The sequence below is a fragment of the Empedobacter sp. GD03739 genome, from assembly GCF_029843245.1.
Classification (GTDB): domain Bacteria; phylum Bacteroidota; class Bacteroidia; order Flavobacteriales; family Weeksellaceae; genus Empedobacter; species Empedobacter falsenii_B.
This window is the reverse complement of record NZ_JAOCHX010000058.1, coordinates 1-17,399: the sequence shown is the minus strand read 5'-3', so window position 1 is coordinate 17,399 and position 17,399 is coordinate 1. Positions and strand designations below refer to the sequence as shown.

Sequence of the window (17,399 nt, the reverse complement as noted above, 5' to 3'; positions counted from 1 at the left end):
TTTTTTATTATCTATTGTTTTGGTTTATACTGCATATGTTCATGATTTTCGCTCATCAACATTTTTTCCCCAACCACTTCAAAACCTTTTCTTTCGTACAATTTCTTTGCATTTGGGTTTGTAAAATCGACCAATAAACCTAATGTTTTGCCTTGCTTATTTCCTATTTCATCAATCAAATAATCCAATATTTTAGAACCTATTCCTTTCCCTCTAAAATCTTCAGAAACTGCAATTGTGTCAATATATATTTCACCTGCTTGTGTTTCATCTTGCGGATGAATAATTTGGTTATAATCATTTTTCAATAATTCTAAAACAGGTTTTCGAAGTTCTTCTAATTTTCCTCCATCATAAAAAGTTGTTGTTCCAGCAAATTGCTTATCATATTCTACAACAACTGTATTTTGATAACTATATTGATTTTCTTCTTGTTCAATTAATTTTTTCAAGAAGTTAACTCCTTCTTCATAATCTGTTTTTCCGATAAAATCATAAACGATTTTATCCATCGCTAACATCATCAATCTTGCAATTGATAACGCATCTGTCTTTGTTGCTTCTCTAAAATTTAACATAAAAAAATAGCCTTGAGATTTCTCAAGGCTAAGTTAGCAATAATTATTTTGAAATTATTTCGCTTTTAATTTATCTAACGTATTGTTATATCCTTCTTTTGCTTTTTCTCCAGCTTCTTTCGCTTCTGCTTTCACATCTTTTGCAGCTGCATTGATATCAGCTTTTGCATCTACTTTATCTACAGTATTATTCACTCCATCTTTTACATCTTGCGCAGCATTATTTACAGCAGCTTTTGCATCAATCCACGCTTTATTAGCATCGTCATAAGCTTTTTGTGCAGCTTCTGTTGCAGCTTTATCACCTTTCGCTTTTGCTTCATCTAAAGCTTTTTTTGCTTCGTCTACTTTCGCTTTTGCATCAGTTTCTGATAATGTAGTTGTTGTAGTTGTCGTTTCTTTGATAACAGCCGTAGAATCATTCGCTAATGAATCTACAGTTACATTAGTTTCAGTTGTTTTTGAAGTTTCTTGTTTACAAGAAGTAGCAAATGATAATGAAGCAACTGCCACTAATACAAATAATTTTTTCATAGTTGTTTATTTAATTGTTTTAATAATAGAATCAATTCTAACAATTTTAATACCAAATTGCGAACGATTATTGAATTAAAATTAAATCTTTTCAGAAAATAAAACAAGATTCTTATAGATAATTATAGATTAGAAGCACTTAGCATACGATCATTTCCAGAAATATCTTTGTGAATGATTACATTTTGATAAAATTTTTGGAATAATTGTTTTGTCTCTTTTCCTAAATATTGATTGATTTCGCAATAAATTTTACCATTCTCTTTCAGATGATTTTTAGCAAAATCTATTACTCGTTCATAAAAAATTAAAGCATCATCATTTTCAACAAAAAGCGCCAAATGAGGTTCAAAATTCAAAACATTTTGATGCATTTCTTTTTTTTCAAGATTTCGGATATAAGGTGGATTTGAAATAATTACATCAAATTTCTGGTTTAATTGAATGTCCTCCAGTAAATTATTCTGATAAAAATTTATATTAACTTTTAAAGTTTCAGCATTTAATTGTGCTATTTTCAAAGCATTTTCAGAAATATCTAATGCTGAAACATTTGCATTTGGAAATAATTTTGCCAACGAAATAGGAATACATCCTGTTCCTGTTCCTAAATCAATCATAGAAATATCTTGATTTTGAGCATAATCATTTCTAATTAATTCAACCAATTCTTCCGTTTCTGGACGAGGAATTAATGTATGTTCATTCACAAAAAAGAAATCGTTATAGAAAAAAGCTTTTCCAGTAATATGTTGTATCGGTTGACCTTTTTTTAATTGTTCTAAATCTGATAAAATTTCAGTCGTTAATTCAATTTCATCTCGGCTAGATAAATCAAGATTCAACTTATCTTCTACATAAATCATGAAAATATGAGAAGCTTCTTCTTTATCATATAGTAATTGCAATTTATCTAAAAACAATTGTTTTAGCTCAACTAAAGTCATTTTGTTAAATTTTTGTAAAGTTAGATTTTATTAATTGAAAGTGCACGATTCTTGATTTCTAAAAAGTAACCAAAAAAGAAATCACAATGAAAATGAATAAATTATTATGTGCTGTTACGATGTTATTTATTAGTCACCTTTCTTTTGCGCAGATAGAAATTGATGGAAATAATAAAAAACTAACGTTAGATTGTAAGGGACAAAAAGTAGAAGTTGGCGGAAGTGGACATGTGATCAATTTGAAAGGAGATTGTACCAAAGTTGAAATCATGGGAACAAATAATACAATATCTGTTAATGGATTAACTTCTGCTGAATTAGCTGGCGAAGGAAATACATTATATTATCGTAAAGCATTATCTAAAAATGGTAAATTACCTCAAATAATTGAGGGAAACAACAATACAATTATCAAAAAGCAGTAAAAATCTTTTCATTTATTATGTCTTTAATAGTTAGAATCTCTTTCTTAATTGTATTATTAAAGAAAGGGATTCTTTATTTCTTAACATTTCCTTATTTTTTTTTCAAATTGGTTCCTAGCTGATTATAAATAAAATGTATTAATTAACTTGTCTAAACAACAAAATATCAATTAACACAAATTATTTATGAAAAAAAATTACTTCCTACTAAGTATGATTTTACTTGGTATAGATTCTTTTGCGCAGGAATACAAAATGCCCGTTTCTAGTGTTACTTCTAAACAAGAGGCACAAAGTGGTAATGAAGCTACTTTTAGCGCAGATGGTATATTAACGACAATGTACCATTCTAAATGGAATCAAAATGGAATCCCAGATCAATTAGATTTTAGTTTCAACAGTCAAGTTAAATCTATAAAATCCCTTGCCTATTTTCCAAGGCAAACAGGTACTAATGGAATTTGGACAAATGTTGAAATTTTATATTCAACTAAAGATGATCCAACAAATTTCAAAACAGCGACTACGAGTGCTATAACATGGGCTGGAGATTCTACATCTAAAAAATTTGATTTTGATAAAGAAATTATCAATCCAGCAGTCATTAGAATAAAAGTGAATGCTGTTCTAGGAAATTTCTCGAGTGCTGCGGAAGTTGAGTTTTACTCGTCTGATCAAATTACTCCAATAGCTTCAGAGTGTGTAATACAAACAAATGAGTTCTCAAACTATAAGGATATGAAAGTTTCTCCATTAGTTGCAGGTTCGTCAGCATCAAGTTTTCAAACAGGAGAAAACATAGAGCAATCATTTGATGGAGATTACAATACGCTTTATCATTCTAACTACAATTCTACTGAAAAAACTTTCCCTATTTCATTAATTTATGCTTTTGATGGAAACACACCATTAGATTATCTGATCTATTATCCAAGAAATGATGGTGGAGTAAATGGTTTATTAGGAAAAGTAAAAGTTAGTTACAATACTATAGCTGATCCTACTTATATTGAAATTTCTACACAAGATTTTGCGCAAACAAATGATGTAAGAAATATATCTTTTCCATCACAGATAAAACCTTCTTCTATCAAATTAGAAATTTTAGATGGCAAAGGAAATTTTGCAAGTGTTGCCGAGATGGAATTTTATCAAAAAAATTCAAACAAGTTTGATCAGAAAAAGTATTCAACAATTTTTAAAGATGATTTATTCTCAGAATTAAATTCAGGCGTAAATCAACAAACAATTAATGGAATTACTACATCTCCTTTTGTTAAATCTTTAGCACAATGCCTATTAGATAATAAATACAAAAAAATAGATCGTGTTAACGAACATAAAGCATATAAAACAATAGCTTCTATCAATAAAGAATACAAAATTGGAAATTACAATGCTTACGAAAATCCAACAGGAATAGTTTTTTCGGAAAAAACAACTAGCGTTATGTTTGTAAGTGGTATTCCTTCTGGTGAAAGTGTATATTTACGTGTTAGAGATTCTGCTAACGAAGCAAATGTAACTGATATCTCTTACCCTTTATCAAATGGAATAAATGCTATTGAAATGAAAAATAATGGATTAGGATATATTTCTTATTATTCTGATTCTAATAATCTACCAAATATAAAATTAAATGTAGTATCAGGTATCGTAAATGGTGTTTATAATACCTACTCTACAACAACTGAAAAATGGAAAGAAATAGTAGAAAATAATGTATATTCTAAAGTAGATATTGTAGGATATTACACACACCTTATTATTGATAAAACTCCTGTAAAATTATATAATGTTAATTCTCCTCAAGCATTAATAGATAAATACGATGCTATCACAAAATCTGAACGAGAATTGATGGGATTCTTCAAATACAATAAAGACTTCAATACAAAACAATTAGTTTACACAGAGAATAAAGGTGGTTGGTTTGCTGGCGGAACTGGAGCACATTTAGATTTAACTTGGGGTGCTGCAAACTCAGCTTCTCCAACAGGATTAGATGTTTGGGGTATAGCTCATGAATTGGGACATGTTAACCAAATTAGACCAGATTTAAAATGGACTGGAACTACAGAAGTTACAAATAATATTTATTCAGTTTGGGCTACTTATAATCTAATAAAACAAAATGGAAGTATTAATTATCTAAGAGTTGAATCGGAAACAGGAGATGCTACTAATTATCCTAAAGTATCAGGAAACAGATATGGTGAATTTATCAAACATACATTAATCGACAAAAAAAGTTTTAATGATATTGATGATGATCCTCATTTCAGAAAATTAGTTCCATTTTGGCAATTAAGTTTGTATTATCAATTAGCTGGAGCTGCTAAAGGTGCACCAACTTTAGCTTTTGATAATGATATGTCAGAGGAGTTAAAAAATACTACTGTTTCACCTTCAACTGGTATTGATTACGCACATTGGTTTGCTTATACTGCTGAACAAGCAAGAAATAGAGATTCTTCTAAAATAACAATGGGTCAAAATAATCTAAATTTCGCTAAAGATTTAGCAGATGCTGTACAAGAGGACTTAACTGACTTCTTTACAAATATCGGATTCTTTACTCCTGTTACTAAAGAAATTGATGACTACGGAAAAGTTACTATCATTGTCACGCAAGAAATGATTGATGAAGCAAAATCGTATATCAAATCCAAAAATTATCCAAAACCAGTTTCTCCAGTAATGCATTACTTAAACTCATTTAATGTAAATATTTACAAAGACAAATTAAAACTTTCTGGGAAAACAGGTGAAGGTGCTAGTATTGTAACAAATACGAACGGAACGTTTTTAACTGTTGAAACTGCAAAATGGGCAAATGCTGTTGCTTACGAAACTTACAATGAAGAAGACGAATTAATTTCTGTTTCTGTTTTAGGTACAGGAGATGTTACGTTTAAAAATACATTTGTAGATTTCCCAGTCAATGCTAAAAAAGTATATGCTGTTGGTTTCGATGGCGCTAAAATACTAGTTTATCCAACTAATTTATCTACTAACGAAAGTATCAAATCTACGGATTTTAATATTGTTCCAAATCCAATCAAAAATGACTCAAACATTAAGATTACACTTAACAATTCAAAAGGACAATACAATTTAAGTGTAATTGACATCAATGGAAAAGTCATCACAAATTCGATTGGAAATATAGATGAATTGAATAAAACTATCAATTCAAAATTCAAATCATTACCAAAAGGTATCTATATTGTTACATTGAAAAATGAAACTTCAAATTACACGAAAAAGATTATTAAAGAATAGTTTAACACGTATAATTCATAAACAAAAAACTCCCGCAAATGCGGGAGTTTTTACTACTATATAAAAGATAATTATTTCGCTTTATACTTCGCGATTCCATCTTGTAACCATTTTAGGTAAACTTCTACATCAAGTTCAGCTTCTAAAGGTTTAGAAAAACGATTCAAATCTTTATCAACCAAAATATAATAAGGTTGAGCATTTGCATTGAAATGTTCAATCTCGAAAGAAGTCCATTTGTTACCAACTGTTTTCAAATTACGATCTAACGCTTTCGAAAATACTTTTTGATCTTCTGGTAATTCTTTTGCTTCGTCAACATATAACGAAACTAAAACAACATCTTCAGCCAAAATTTTCTTCACACGCTCATCGCTCCAAACACGTTCTTCAACTTTACGGCAATTTGCACACGCATGCCCTGTGAAATCTAACAACATTGGTTTTCCAACTTTCGTTGCGTAAGCTGCTGCTTGATCAAAATCTTTGAATGCAGGAATTCCATGAGGTCCAGCAACCATATTTGGATCATCAAATTTAGCTGTTGCTTGTCCACCTCCTACACCTTCGTGGAAACCTCGTGGCGCTTCAGAATAGGTCATTGGAGGTGTTAAACCACTTAATAGTTTTAATGGTCCACCCCATAAACCTGGAATCATGTAAATCGCAAATGATATCGAAACCAATGCAAATAACATTCTCGGAACACCAATTGTTTGCACAGGTGAGTCTAATTCTAATCTAAATTTACCTAAAAGATATAATCCTAAGAAGATAAAAATTGCAATCCAAAATGCTAAGAAAATTTCTCTTGGTAACCAATTCATTTGCCAAACTAAATCTGCGTTTGATAAGAACTTCAAGGCAAAAGCTAATTCAATAAATCCTAAAGAAACTTTGATTGTATTTAACCATCCACCAGATTTTGGCATTGAATTTAACCAACCAGGGAACATCGCAAACAATGTAAATGGAATCGCTAATGCTAAAGAGAAGCCAAACATTCCTACGATTAATGAATAATAGTTTCCTCCTTGCGTCGCTTGAACTAATAACGAACCAATAATTGGTCCTGTACAAGAGAATGATACTAATGCTAATGTGAATGCCATAAAGAAGATCCCAATTAATCCGCCTTTATCAGCACCTTTATCAGCTGCATTTACCCATTTACTTGGTAATGTTAATTCAAAAGCACCAAAGAATGAAATTGCAAATACAATAAAAATAGCAAAAAACGTTAAATTTACCCACGGATTTGTTGACATTTCATTTAGAACAGATGGTCCAAAAATAACTGTCGCCAATAAACCTAATGCAACATAAATAACAATGATTGATAATCCATAAATAAAGGCTTTTCCAACTCCTTCTCCTTTCGATTTACTTTGTTTTGTAAACATACTTACTGTCAAAGGAATCATTGGGAAAATACAAGGCATTAATAGCGCTGCCAATCCTCCTAAAAATCCTAAAGAAAAGATTTTCAATAAACCATTATCTTTCTTTTCGTTATCTGCTAATAAAGAATCATCAACTTTTTTGATTGTATCTTGTGTTGCCGCAACAACTGCTGTAGAATCTTCTTGAACAGAATCCTGCGTAATTTCAGTTACTGCTACTGTATCTTTTGCTTCTGTAGCATCTGCTGGCTTCGCCTCTTCTTTCGTTTCTTCAACTTTTGCAGACGGCGTTAATTTTATTGTTCCGCTTGTTTCATCTGGTGGCAAACAACGTTCAGCATCACACATCTGAAATTCGATTGTGTATGATACATTTACAGGTTTATCACCCGAAACTTTTACTTTTTGAACAAATTTTACTTGATTTTCGTAATATTTTTCATCTTGTTCAAAAATTTGGCTGTATTTATCTATACGTTTTCCTACTTCTCGCGCACCTCCAACTAATTTTGCATTTGCAGCTGGTTTATATGATGCACTTGCTGGAATTCCAATTCCTCCATCAGGATGTTTCATTGAATAAAGGTGCCAACCTTTATCAATTTTTCCTGTTACCTCGATTTCAAACTCATTCTGTCCAACCTCCTTCACCGAACTCGACCATTTTGCAGGACTAAATAACTGTGCGTTGACTAAAATTGGAAACAAAAAAAGTATCCAAAGTTTCTTTAACATACTGTAATGTTTAAAAAGTTTTTACTTGTTTCTGTCGTTTTGAAACGTTCATCCAAACGATGATTTACCACCCAAATAATTTGATCTTTTTGGTCACAAAGCAACCAAACCTTCTCTTTTTCTAACTTAGAAAGTTTCAAATCTTTCATAAACTTACTCAACAATTTTTTTTGACCTTTCATTCCAATTGGATAAAAGAAATCTCCCTCTTTCACTTTTCTAAGTTTAAGCGGAAATAAAATTGATGTAAAGTCTACTATTTCAGTAGCGTTTTCGTGTGGATTTATCGATTTCACGAACTTCAAATTTAACGAATTCATTTCAATTAACTCATCAAAAATCGTTAATTCATCTTCATTTTCTTCTTCTATTTTTTGCAACAACAAATTTTCTCGATTTTTAATTAATCGATAAGTTGCTGATTTTATTTCACTTCCCGTTTCTGCATCCAAAAATTTTAAAATTTCTTTGCTCGACGAAAATCCATATTTTTCGAACAAATAATGTAAAAATGTTTCTAATGGTTGAAGTTTTTTTAATGCTGAAATTTCAATTTCAATCGGATTATCTCCTGAGAATAAATCACTTCTAACTTCTCCAACTTTATTTTGTACAATTTGATAATTATCATTGATATGATTTAAACTTGACAAAAAATTCTCATCAAATTGCGGATGAAGCTCTTTTAGAATTGGTGTAATGTGATGACGAATCTTATTTCTAGTATAATCATCCGTCGCATTCGTATAATCTTCTCGCCAATTTATTTCATTTGATTTTGCATATTCCAACAAATCATTTTTTGTAAAATTTAAAAGTGGACGAAAGATTTTTCCATTATCAATTTGCATTCCAACCAAACCTTTCAAACCTGTTCCACGAGAAAGATTAATCAAAAAAGTTTCAATATTATCATCCAAATGATGAGCTGTCACCAAAACATCCAAACGATTTTGTTGTTGAACTTGCTCAAACCACTCATAACGCAAATTTCGGCAAGCCATTTCGACCGAATAATTTCCTGTTTTTTGATAAGCCGTAACATCAAAACGAACCGAATGAAACGGAATATTATATTTTCCGCAATATTCTGTCACAAACATTTCATCACCATTTGCGTCTTCTTCACGTAACTGAAAATTACAATGCGCGACCTGAAAATTTGCAGTAGTTTGACGAAATAAATCTAACAAAACCATACTATCAATTCCTCCACTAATCGCCAATAAATAACGATGTGTAGAAAAAGAATGTTGCTCTAAAAGTTGCTTAAACTCTTGTTGTATAGATTTATTTTTCATGAAATATAAATGTTCGAAATTAGGAAGAATTCTCGAAAAAGAGTTATACTTTTATTCTTCGTTCTTATAAAATTTTCCAATAAAAAAGCCTGAAAAACTCAGGCTAAAGATTTATTTTAAACTTTCTAAAGATTTATTTTCAAGAATTTCTAAAGTCGAATCTCTCAATTCAACCATCACTTTATTCAATGTGCAAACGCCTTCGTTAGGGCAATCATCACATTTTTCGTAGTAATTTTTACTTACACAAGGCAAAAGCGCTATCGGTCCTTCTAAAACACGAATCAAAGAAGCTAAACTGATATCTTTCGCATCTCGCGCCAAATAATATCCACCTCCTTTTCCTTGTTTTGAATTGACGAAACCTAACTTTTTTAAATCCAATAAAATAGCTTCCAAGAATTTTTTCGGAATAACTTCTGTTTCAGAAATTTGTCCGATTAAAACTGGTTTGTTACTTTCTTGTCTAGCCAAATGAGCCATCGCTTTTAGTCCGTATTTTGTCTTTTTTGATAACAATTCTATAAGATTTAACTACAAAAATAACGTTGATTGTTGTATAAAACAAATATAAAATTAAATCGTTGAACCGAGATTTAAAAATATTTCATCAAAAAATCAATTACCTTTTGAGTTGTAGAATTATAGGGATAATTGAGAAATTTTGATGGTGACAAAAACCGATTGACTTTTAAGATCGGTTTCATATGCGAAAAATCTTTGAAACCTGCATAACCTGTTGAAGCTCCAATTCCAGAATTATTAACTCCGCCAAAAGGCAAATTTGAATGTAAAACCTGCACCAATGTTTCGTTAATTACCACAGAACCAGATGAAGTTTCATTCTTAATTTTATCAATAAAAATAGAATCTTTCGAAAAAATATATAACGCTAAAGGCTTTTCTTTCTGATTAATAGATTCAATTACTTCATTTATTTCTTTAAATGTATAAATCGGAAAAATTGGTCCAAATATTTCTTCTTCATTTATTTTTGCATTTATTGGAACATCTGTCAAAAAAGTTGGTTTAATGTACAATTCAGCTTCAATGTATTCATTTCCAAAAGGACAATTTGCACCATTTTCTATTGCATTTTCAATCAAGTTTTTTAATCGATTATAATTTTGAAGATTTACAATTCTCGCTAAATCTTTCGATTGAGCAGGATTTTTTCCAAAAACTTTTTCAATATGTTCAATAAACATATTTATAAATTGCTCTTGAAATTCTTCTTTAATCAAAATATAATCTGGCGCAATACATGTTTGACCAAAATTTATCAATTTTCCCCAAACTGCTTTTTCAACCACTTCTTGCATCGGAATTGTTCCATCAATAATCAAAGGCGACTTTCCCCCTAACTCCAACGTCACCGAAGAAAGATGTTTTGCACCTGCTTGCATCACAATTTTACCCACTTTTGGCGAACCTGTAAAATGAATATGATTAAATTTTTTGGTTAACAAATAAGTTGTTTCCTCAATTTCTCCTTCAACTAGAGCGACATGATTTTCTTCAAAAACTTCAGAAATAATTTTATTAAGAACTTTTGAAACATTTGGACAAAACTCCGAAGGTTTAAGAATTGCTGTATTTCCAGCCGAAATACAAGCAACCAAATGCACTGAACACAATTGAAAAGGATAATTCCAAGGCGAAATAATCAAACAATTTCCCAAAGCTTCCGGTTGAATTTGCGCTTTTGAACCGAAAAAAAGTAGATTATTTGAAACTGATTTCGTTTTTGTCCAACAATTCAAATTCTTTCGAAATAATCGAATTTCAGCTAAAACTGGAAATATTTCGGTAGAATCAGCTTCAATTTTAGATTTTCTTAAATCCAAAAACAATGCTTTTTCTATTTCAGCACGATGATTTAGAATTGAATTTTCTAAGTTATTCAAATATTCTTTCCGTTGATAAACAGCAAGATGACGAATATTTGCTTTATTCTCACATTGCTTATCATAAATCTCATCTATTTTCGTTTTAAAATCTGACACATGAAAAAATTTGAACGTTAATTTACTACTATTTTGAGTATTTTTAATCCCCAAAAGCAACAAATGAAAAATAATCTTACTTTGGTTGATAAATTAAATCACATCAAAAATTTATTTATTATTGGTAAAAGTGATGGGAATTTGAATGAAAAAGAGATTCAAATTATCTCTGATATTGCCAAATTTCATGAGCTTTCTGCCAAAGATGTAAGTTATATTTTGAACGAAAACACAAAATTTGATTTTACGTTGTCTAAAACCTTTACTGATCGACTTTCTTTGTTGTACGATGCTGTTTTGCTAATGGTTGTTGATTTGAATATTCATCAAAATGAAAAGGCAATTTGTATTGATTTAGCTAAAAAATTTGAATTTAATCCTCAAATTATTGATGAATTAATCGAAGATATTTTGAGTTATATTTTAGAAGGAAAAGAATGCGATGAAGTGATGGAATATTTGCTTAAATACTCGCATCCAAAGCAAAATTTGAATTAAATTTTTATTGAAAAAGTTGATAAATCGTTAACAAAGAAATCACACTCGTCACTCCTCCTATTACATAGTTGATATTCTTTAAAATAAACGAATCTTCTTCTGATTTTGAATTAAAAAATTTCAGATACAGACCAAAAATAATCATCGAACCAACAACAACTCCTAAAGCAAAAACTGAGCTATTTGGTTGTCCAAAAACATTAACATTATACGAAATCAACGTTGCGCTTAAAAATACATAAAAAGGTATTGGAAAAACATTTATGGCAGATAACAATAACCCATAGATGAATTTATTTTTTTGTTCTACATCACCTTGTTGTTTTAGCTTTTTATTCTTCTTTTTTTGATCTTGTTTCTTTGCAAAAAAGAGAAAATAAATCGTAATAATTACAAAAACAGCTAATCCAACTTCCCTAAAAATCTTCGTAACCTCATCATTAAAATCAATAAATTTTGCCAGAAAAATTGCCAAATAAACCTGAATTGCAATCGTAACCGCTGTTCCAGACATAAACGTATATGCACTTTTAGTTCCTGCTTGTTTCCCAATTTTCACCACCGTCATATTCAACAATCCAGGAATGGATGATCCAATAAAAGCTGTGAAAATTCCGATTAAAAGTAGTTCTAAATACTGCATTAATTCTTTTTAAAAAGGTTTGCAAATTTAGACAAACTTGTTGGAGAAACCTATTGAAGTAATATGAATCATTCAAAAAAAAATTAATTAAACATCCATATTAACGCTGATTTTATTGAAGAATTGAAAATTGTAAAATGATTTTGCGAAGGATCATGTAAATAATTCCAATTTGATTTCAAGTTATCTTTTTCGCGTAATTTTTCTACAAATTGATCTGTAAACTTTGAAATTGAAATAGTTTTAGAACTTGAAATCCAAATCTTTTTATTTTCTAATAGATTAAAATCAAATTTTTCAAAATAAGAATCAAACAATTCGTGGTTATTCCACCAAAGCGAAGGATCAATTGCGATATAAGAATCAAAATAATGCGAAAAATAAAACAATATATCCATTACCAATAATCCGCCTAAAGACTCACCAACAATAGTTTTCGAATTATTTGTATAGTAATTTTTCGAAATATAAGGAAGTAATTCTAATACAATAAATTTCTCAAAATATTCTGCATTTCCATATTCTGGAACCCATTTTTTATCTTTTGCAATGTATGTATTTCTTGTAAAATCTAAATTTCGATTAATATTTTCAATTCCTACAATCATCAATGGTTGAATATGATTTGATATAATTAACTCATCAATTAGTTTTGATATTTGCTTAAATTTTTCATTAATTCCGCCATCTAATAAATACAAAACAGGCAAACTTTCATTTATAAAACGCTCTGGTATCCAAACAAAAATATTTCTTTCTTGGTTTAAAAAATCAGAATACAACTTTTTCTTTTTGTAATTTAATTCGCTTGACATTTATACTTTTTTGAGGCTTTATTAAAGTTAATCAAAAAAAATCAATAAAAAAACCACTCCAAAATTTGGAGTGGTTTTTCATATATTTTAAAAATTAAATTAAAATTACAAAGCTTGTAACTGCTCTTCAATTTGAGCAATTTTAGATAATGCATCAGCCTCTTTTTTACGTTCTGCATTAATCACTTGTTCTGGCGCACCAGCAACAAATTTTTCGTTTGATAATTTTTTACGAACCGAGTTTAAGAAACCTTGGTTGTAATCCAACTCTTTTTGTAATTTCTCACGCTCAGCTTCAATATCGATATTATCAGACATCGGAACCATAAATTCTAACGTACCAACACGGAAAGCAAAACCTTTTTCTGGTTTATCACCTGTATTGAAATTAGAAACATTTCCTAATTTAGAGAACACATCTACATAAATTTCATTCGCAGCTTGAGCATCAGCAAAAACTTCTAATGCTTCTTTTGGTGACATTCCTTTTTCTGAACGTAATCCACGAATAGCAGTTGTTGCTTCTTTTGTATTTTCAAAATTCTTGATAATCTCTTCATTGAAAGATGTTACTTCAGGATATTTAGAAATAATTAAGGCTTCGTTTTCTGTTCTTTCAGCAATTAAATGCCAAATTTCTTCTGTTAAGAAAGGCATAAATGGATGTAAAACTTTCAATACATTTTCTAAATAAGAAATTGTTGCTGCATAAGTTTTTGCATCAATTGGCTCACCAAAAGTAGGTTTAATTGCTTCTAAGTACCAAGAACAGAAATCATCCCAAATCAATTTATAAATTACCATCAATGAATCAGATAAACGATATTGATCGTAATTATGTTCGATATCTGCTAATGCTTGTTGGAATTTATTTTCGAACCATTCAACCGCTTTTGTTTGAGCAGAAGTTTGTTCTAAATCTTCTTTCACTTCCCAACCTTTTATTAGACGGAAAGCATTCCAAATTTTATTCGCAAAATTACGTCCTTGTAGACACAAATCAACATCGAAAGGTAAATCGTTCCCAGCAGGCGCTGTTAGCAACATTCCCATACGCGTAGCATCTGCACCATATTCGTTCATCAATTCGATTGGATCTGGTGAATTCCCTAACGATTTTGACATTTTACGCCCTTGTTTATCACGAACAATTCCTGTGAAATATACATTTTCGAAAGGTAATTCGTTACGATACTCATATCCAGCCACAATCATACGCGCAACCCAAAAGAAAATAATATCTGGACCAGTTACTAAATCTTGTGTTGGATAATAATAATTGATTTCTTCATTTTCTGGCTCATTGATTCCGTTGAAAACAGAAATTGGCCATAACCAAGAAGAAAACCAAGTATCTAACGCATCTTCGTCTTGACGTAAATCTTCGATTGTTAATGTAACATTTCCTGTTTTTTCCTGTGCTAATGGTAAAGCTTCTTCTTTTGTTAGAGCAACAACGAAATCTTCGTTTCCATCACCATAGAAAAATGCAGGAATTTGGTGTCCCCACCATAATTGACGAGAAATGTTCCAATCTGTTACATTTTCCATCCAATTACGATATGTATTTTTAAATTTCGCAGGATGAAATTTAATCGTATCATTCATTACATTTTCTAAAGCTGGTTTAGCTAAATCTGTCATTTTCAAGAACCATTGATTTGAAATTTTAGGCTCAATCACCGCTCCTGTTCTTTCAGATGTACCAACTTTATTATTATAATTTTCTACTTTTTCAAGTAAACCTTTTTCTTCTAATTCTTTCTCGATTTCTTTACGCGCTTTGAAACGATCTAATCCAGCATAATTTAATCCTAAATCATTTAATTTCGCATCATCCGTAAAAATATCAATAAAATCTAAGTTATGTTTTTTACCTAATTCGTAATCGTTCACATCGTGTGCAGGCGTAACTTTAAGACATCCTGTACCAAATTCGATGTCAACATATTCGTCTTCGATAATATTTACTTTACGACCAACGATTGGAACAATAACTTGTTTTCCTTTCAACCATTCATATCGCTCATCATTTGGATTGATACAAACTGCAGAGTCACCAAAAATTGTTTCAGGACGAGTTGTCGCCACAACAATATATTGATCAGTTCCGTCAACTTGATATTTTAAATGATATAATTTTCCATTTTTATCAACATGAATAACTTCTTCGTCAGAAATATTTGTCTTCGCTTCCGGATCCCAGTTTACCATACGGTATCCACGGTAAATTAATCCTTTGTTATATAAATCAACAAAAACACGTTGAACAGATTCAGATAAATCTGGATCCATCGTAAATTTTGTACGATCCCAATCGCAAGAAGCTCCTAACTTTTTCAATTGATCTAAAATAATTCCACCATGCTTATGCGTCCAATCCCAAGCATGATTAAGAAATTCTTCACGACCAATATCAAATTTAGAAACACCTTCCTCTTTTAATTTCGCAACAACTTTCGCTTCAGTAGCAATCGAAGCATGGTCTGTACCTGGCACCCAACAAGCGTTAAATCCACGCATACGTGCACGACGAATTAAAACGTCCTGAATCGTATTATTTAACATATGTCCCATGTGCAAGACCCCTGTTACATTTGGTGGTGGAATGACGATTGTGTAAGCTTTTCTTTCATCTGGAGTAGATTTAAAATACTTCTTCTCCATCCAGTATTCATACCATTTTCCTTCAACTTCCGTTGGCGTATATTTAGATGCGATTTCCATTATTTATATATGACTTAAAATAAATTTGGGCAAATTTACACAATCTGCCTTAAACTGCCTAGTATATTAAATATATATTATAAAATTGGAATGTTATTTGTAATAAATTCGAAAGTAATTTTATTTAAAGTAAAATTCTTTTGTACATTTGATTATAAATTAATTATCGTCATGAAAAAATTAATGTTTTTAGGTGCTTTTGCTTTAGGCGTTACAAGTTTATTTGCTCAAACACTTAGTTTAGAAAAAGAAGAAATTCAATTTGGAAATATAAAGTTGAATACTGAAGTAACAGCTAAGATGAAAGTAACCAACTCTGGTGATAAACCTTTAATTCTTAAAAGCGTTGTTGGATCTTGTGGATGTACAGTTCCTGAATATCCTACAACACCTATCGAACCAGGAAAATCTGCGGATATTACTGTTAAATATTCAAGTGGTTCTGTGACTGGAGATTTTAATAAATCTGTAACAATTACATCTAACGATCCAGTTTCTTCTCGAAAAATTTTCAGAATAAAAGGAAAAGCAGAATAATAGTAAAGCAAGTTATTTAACTTGCTTTTTTTGTTCTTCTTTCAAAATGTTTAAAATCTTCTCTCTTTTTTTTCTGTCCATTTTTTCAAAATAAAAGCCTTTTTTTACATCAGTAGAATCAATTTGTTGTAGATAAATTTGATATTGTAGAAATTTTTCTAATTTGGTTTTACTTATCTTTAAATTATTAATGTTCAATTCATTTTCTTTATAATTTCCTGGAATTAAAATTTGATCAAAATTTATACTTCTTATATAAGAAAATGATTTAATATTTTTGAAATAATCACCTTTAAAAATAGAAAATATTAAAATAAATGAAGTAATATATACAAATATTAAACTTAATAATTCTGAATATTTATTAAATATTTTTAAGTTAACTAATTTAAAAATAATTAATAAATCAATAATTAATACATCTAATAAAAATCTAAATTGATTAGAAAAAATTAATATTATTAATAATTTCACTATACAACAGAATATTAACGATTTTATAAAATAATTCTTTTTATAGAAGCCTATTAACAAATTGAAAATTGTTAAACAAATAATTAAAAGAAAAATTATTGTTCGAGAAGATGATTGAAAAAAAATAGCTTGAAAATATTCAGTTGTATTCATTCTAGCTACTTCTTCAAACGTAAACGAATCTTTAAGTGGAATAAATCTACCATTCTGTGCAGATAATTCATATAAATACTGTGGTGAAGCCCATTTCAAACCTTTTATTGAAGAAAATTCTAAAGGAAACAAAGGATTTGCAGAAACAATAACTCCTTTACAACAAAATAATAAAGCAATAAAAATAAGTAAAAATAAATTCTTGTCTTTTAAGTTTTTATATTCTTTATTTCTTAAATATTCAATTCCAAAAAACAAAATTAAAATAATACTTATTGGTTTAATTACAAATAAAATAGTAGCGTAAAAAAGGTAATCAGATGCTTTATTTTTATAAC

Annotated in this window: 15 protein-coding genes; 4 read left to right on the top strand and 11 right to left on the bottom strand. The window is 29.8% G+C overall.

Annotated elements, in window-relative coordinates; all coding sequences use genetic code 11:
* Positions 1-11: 11 nt before the first annotated feature.
* The 3 genes from N5E64_RS14140 to prmC all read right to left on the bottom strand — a co-directional run bounded on the left by N5E64_RS14140 (position 12) and on the right by prmC (position 2,059).
* Positions 12-578 carry a GNAT family N-acetyltransferase gene (locus tag N5E64_RS14140; RefSeq protein ID WP_280038044.1) on the bottom strand — a complete coding sequence of 189 codons (567 nt, stop codon included), beginning with the start codon at positions 576-578 and terminating at the stop codon, positions 12-14.
* Positions 579-632: 54 nt separating this feature from the next.
* Entirely contained in the window at positions 633-1,112 is a 480-nt protein-coding gene (locus N5E64_RS14135; protein WP_280038042.1) for a hypothetical protein, read from the bottom strand.
* Between the two features lie 122 nt (positions 1,113-1,234).
* The gene (gene prmC / locus N5E64_RS14130) at positions 1,235-2,059 is read right to left on the bottom strand and encodes a peptide chain release factor N(5)-glutamine methyltransferase (protein WP_280038040.1); all 825 of its coding nucleotides are present in this window, start codon (positions 2,057-2,059) and stop codon (positions 1,235-1,237) included.
* Between the two features lie 92 nt (positions 2,060-2,151).
* On the opposite strand from prmC, the gene N5E64_RS14125 reads away from it, so the two are divergent.
* Both N5E64_RS14125 and N5E64_RS14120 read left to right on the top strand, forming a co-directional pair.
* Positions 2,152-2,484, top strand: coding sequence for a DUF3060 domain-containing protein (locus N5E64_RS14125; RefSeq protein ID WP_160279610.1), 333 nt, complete (start codon positions 2,152-2,154; stop codon positions 2,482-2,484).
* A 186-nt stretch (positions 2,485-2,670) separates the two neighbouring features.
* Positions 2,671-5,769 carry a M60 family metallopeptidase gene (locus N5E64_RS14120; protein ID WP_280038039.1) on the top strand — a complete coding sequence of 1,033 codons (3,099 nt, stop codon included), beginning with the start codon at positions 2,671-2,673 and terminating at the stop codon, positions 5,767-5,769.
* A gap of 71 nt (positions 5,770-5,840) precedes the next feature.
* Here N5E64_RS14120 and N5E64_RS14115 read toward each other — a convergent pair whose 3' ends face one another.
* The 4 genes from N5E64_RS14115 to N5E64_RS14100 form a co-directional block, all read right to left on the bottom strand.
* Entirely contained in the window at positions 5,841-7,907 is a 2,067-nt protein-coding gene (locus N5E64_RS14115) for a cytochrome c biogenesis protein CcdA (RefSeq protein WP_280038036.1), read from the bottom strand.
* Positions 7,901-9,208: a tRNA lysidine(34) synthetase TilS gene (gene tilS, locus N5E64_RS14110; RefSeq protein WP_280038034.1), complete on the bottom strand. Its 1,308-nt coding sequence runs from the start codon at positions 9,206-9,208 to the stop codon at positions 7,901-7,903. Before tilS ends, N5E64_RS14115 begins: the two co-directional genes overlap by 7 nt.
* 111 nt (positions 9,209-9,319) lie before the next feature.
* Positions 9,320-9,727, bottom strand: coding sequence for an Rrf2 family transcriptional regulator (locus tag N5E64_RS14105; protein ID WP_038334449.1), 408 nt, complete (start codon positions 9,725-9,727; stop codon positions 9,320-9,322).
* Between the two features lie 77 nt (positions 9,728-9,804).
* A complete protein-coding gene (locus N5E64_RS14100) occupies positions 9,805-11,214 on the bottom strand; it encodes an aldehyde dehydrogenase family protein (protein ID WP_280038033.1) in 1,410 nt (469 codons plus the stop codon).
* A 63-nt stretch (positions 11,215-11,277) separates the two neighbouring features.
* Between N5E64_RS14100 and N5E64_RS14095 the strand changes: the two genes are divergently transcribed.
* Positions 11,278-11,712 (top strand): hypothetical protein, encoded by a 435-nt coding sequence (locus N5E64_RS14095; protein WP_280038032.1) that lies wholly within the window; start codon positions 11,278-11,280, stop codon positions 11,710-11,712.
* 4 nt (positions 11,713-11,716) lie between these two features.
* Here the strand turns inward: N5E64_RS14095 and N5E64_RS14090 are convergent, their stop codons facing one another.
* From N5E64_RS14090 to N5E64_RS14080, 3 genes are all read right to left on the bottom strand, one after another.
* Positions 11,717-12,355: a LysE family transporter gene (locus N5E64_RS14090; RefSeq protein WP_280038030.1), complete on the bottom strand. Its 639-nt coding sequence runs from the start codon at positions 12,353-12,355 to the stop codon at positions 11,717-11,719.
* Between the two features lie 83 nt (positions 12,356-12,438).
* Positions 12,439-13,170 carry an alpha/beta hydrolase gene (locus tag N5E64_RS14085; RefSeq protein WP_221854434.1) on the bottom strand — a complete coding sequence of 244 codons (732 nt, stop codon included), beginning with the start codon at positions 13,168-13,170 and terminating at the stop codon, positions 12,439-12,441.
* Positions 13,171-13,275: 105 nt separating this feature from the next.
* Positions 13,276-15,897, bottom strand: a complete 2,622-nt coding sequence (locus N5E64_RS14080) for a valine--tRNA ligase (RefSeq protein WP_221854433.1) — start codon at positions 15,895-15,897, stop codon at positions 13,276-13,278.
* A 90-nt stretch (positions 15,898-15,987) separates the two neighbouring features.
* On the opposite strand from N5E64_RS14080, the gene N5E64_RS14075 reads away from it, so the two are divergent.
* Positions 15,988-16,434 carry a DUF1573 domain-containing protein gene (locus N5E64_RS14075; protein WP_257468262.1) on the top strand — a complete coding sequence of 149 codons (447 nt, stop codon included), beginning with the start codon at positions 15,988-15,990 and terminating at the stop codon, positions 16,432-16,434.
* A 12-nt stretch (positions 16,435-16,446) separates the two neighbouring features.
* Here the strand turns inward: N5E64_RS14075 and N5E64_RS14070 are convergent, their stop codons facing one another.
* Positions 16,447-17,193, bottom strand: coding sequence for a hypothetical protein (locus tag N5E64_RS14070; protein ID WP_280038027.1), 747 nt, complete (start codon positions 17,191-17,193; stop codon positions 16,447-16,449).
* Positions 17,194-17,399 lie beyond the last annotated feature (206 nt).

Coding starts and splice junctions, on each gene's coding strand:
- N5E64_RS14140 (WP_280038044.1), bottom strand. CDS start 578: ATGTTAAATTTTAGAGAAGCAACAAAGACAGATGCGTTATCAATTGCA.
- N5E64_RS14135 (WP_280038042.1), bottom strand. CDS start 1,112: ATGAAAAAATTATTTGTATTAGTGGCAGTTGCTTCATTATCATTTGCT.
- prmC (WP_280038040.1), bottom strand. CDS start 2,059: ATGACTTTAGTTGAGCTAAAACAATTGTTTTTAGATAAATTGCAATTA.
- N5E64_RS14125 (WP_160279610.1), top strand. CDS start 2,152: ATGAATAAATTATTATGTGCTGTTACGATGTTATTTATTAGTCACCTT.
- N5E64_RS14120 (WP_280038039.1), top strand. CDS start 2,671: ATGAAAAAAAATTACTTCCTACTAAGTATGATTTTACTTGGTATAGAT.
- N5E64_RS14115 (WP_280038036.1), bottom strand. CDS start 7,907: ATGTTAAAGAAACTTTGGATACTTTTTTTGTTTCCAATTTTAGTCAAC.
- tilS (WP_280038034.1), bottom strand. CDS start 9,208: ATGAAAAATAAATCTATACAACAAGAGTTTAAGCAACTTTTAGAGCAA.
- N5E64_RS14095 (WP_280038032.1), top strand. CDS start 11,278: ATGAAAAATAATCTTACTTTGGTTGATAAATTAAATCACATCAAAAAT.
- N5E64_RS14090 (WP_280038030.1), bottom strand. CDS start 12,355: ATGCAGTATTTAGAACTACTTTTAATCGGAATTTTCACAGCTTTTATT.
- N5E64_RS14085 (WP_221854434.1), bottom strand. CDS start 13,170: ATGTCAAGCGAATTAAATTACAAAAAGAAAAAGTTGTATTCTGATTTT.
- N5E64_RS14080 (WP_221854433.1), bottom strand. CDS start 15,897: ATGGAAATCGCATCTAAATATACGCCAACGGAAGTTGAAGGAAAATGG.
- N5E64_RS14075 (WP_257468262.1), top strand. CDS start 15,988: ATGTTATTTGTAATAAATTCGAAAGTAATTTTATTTAAAGTAAAATTC.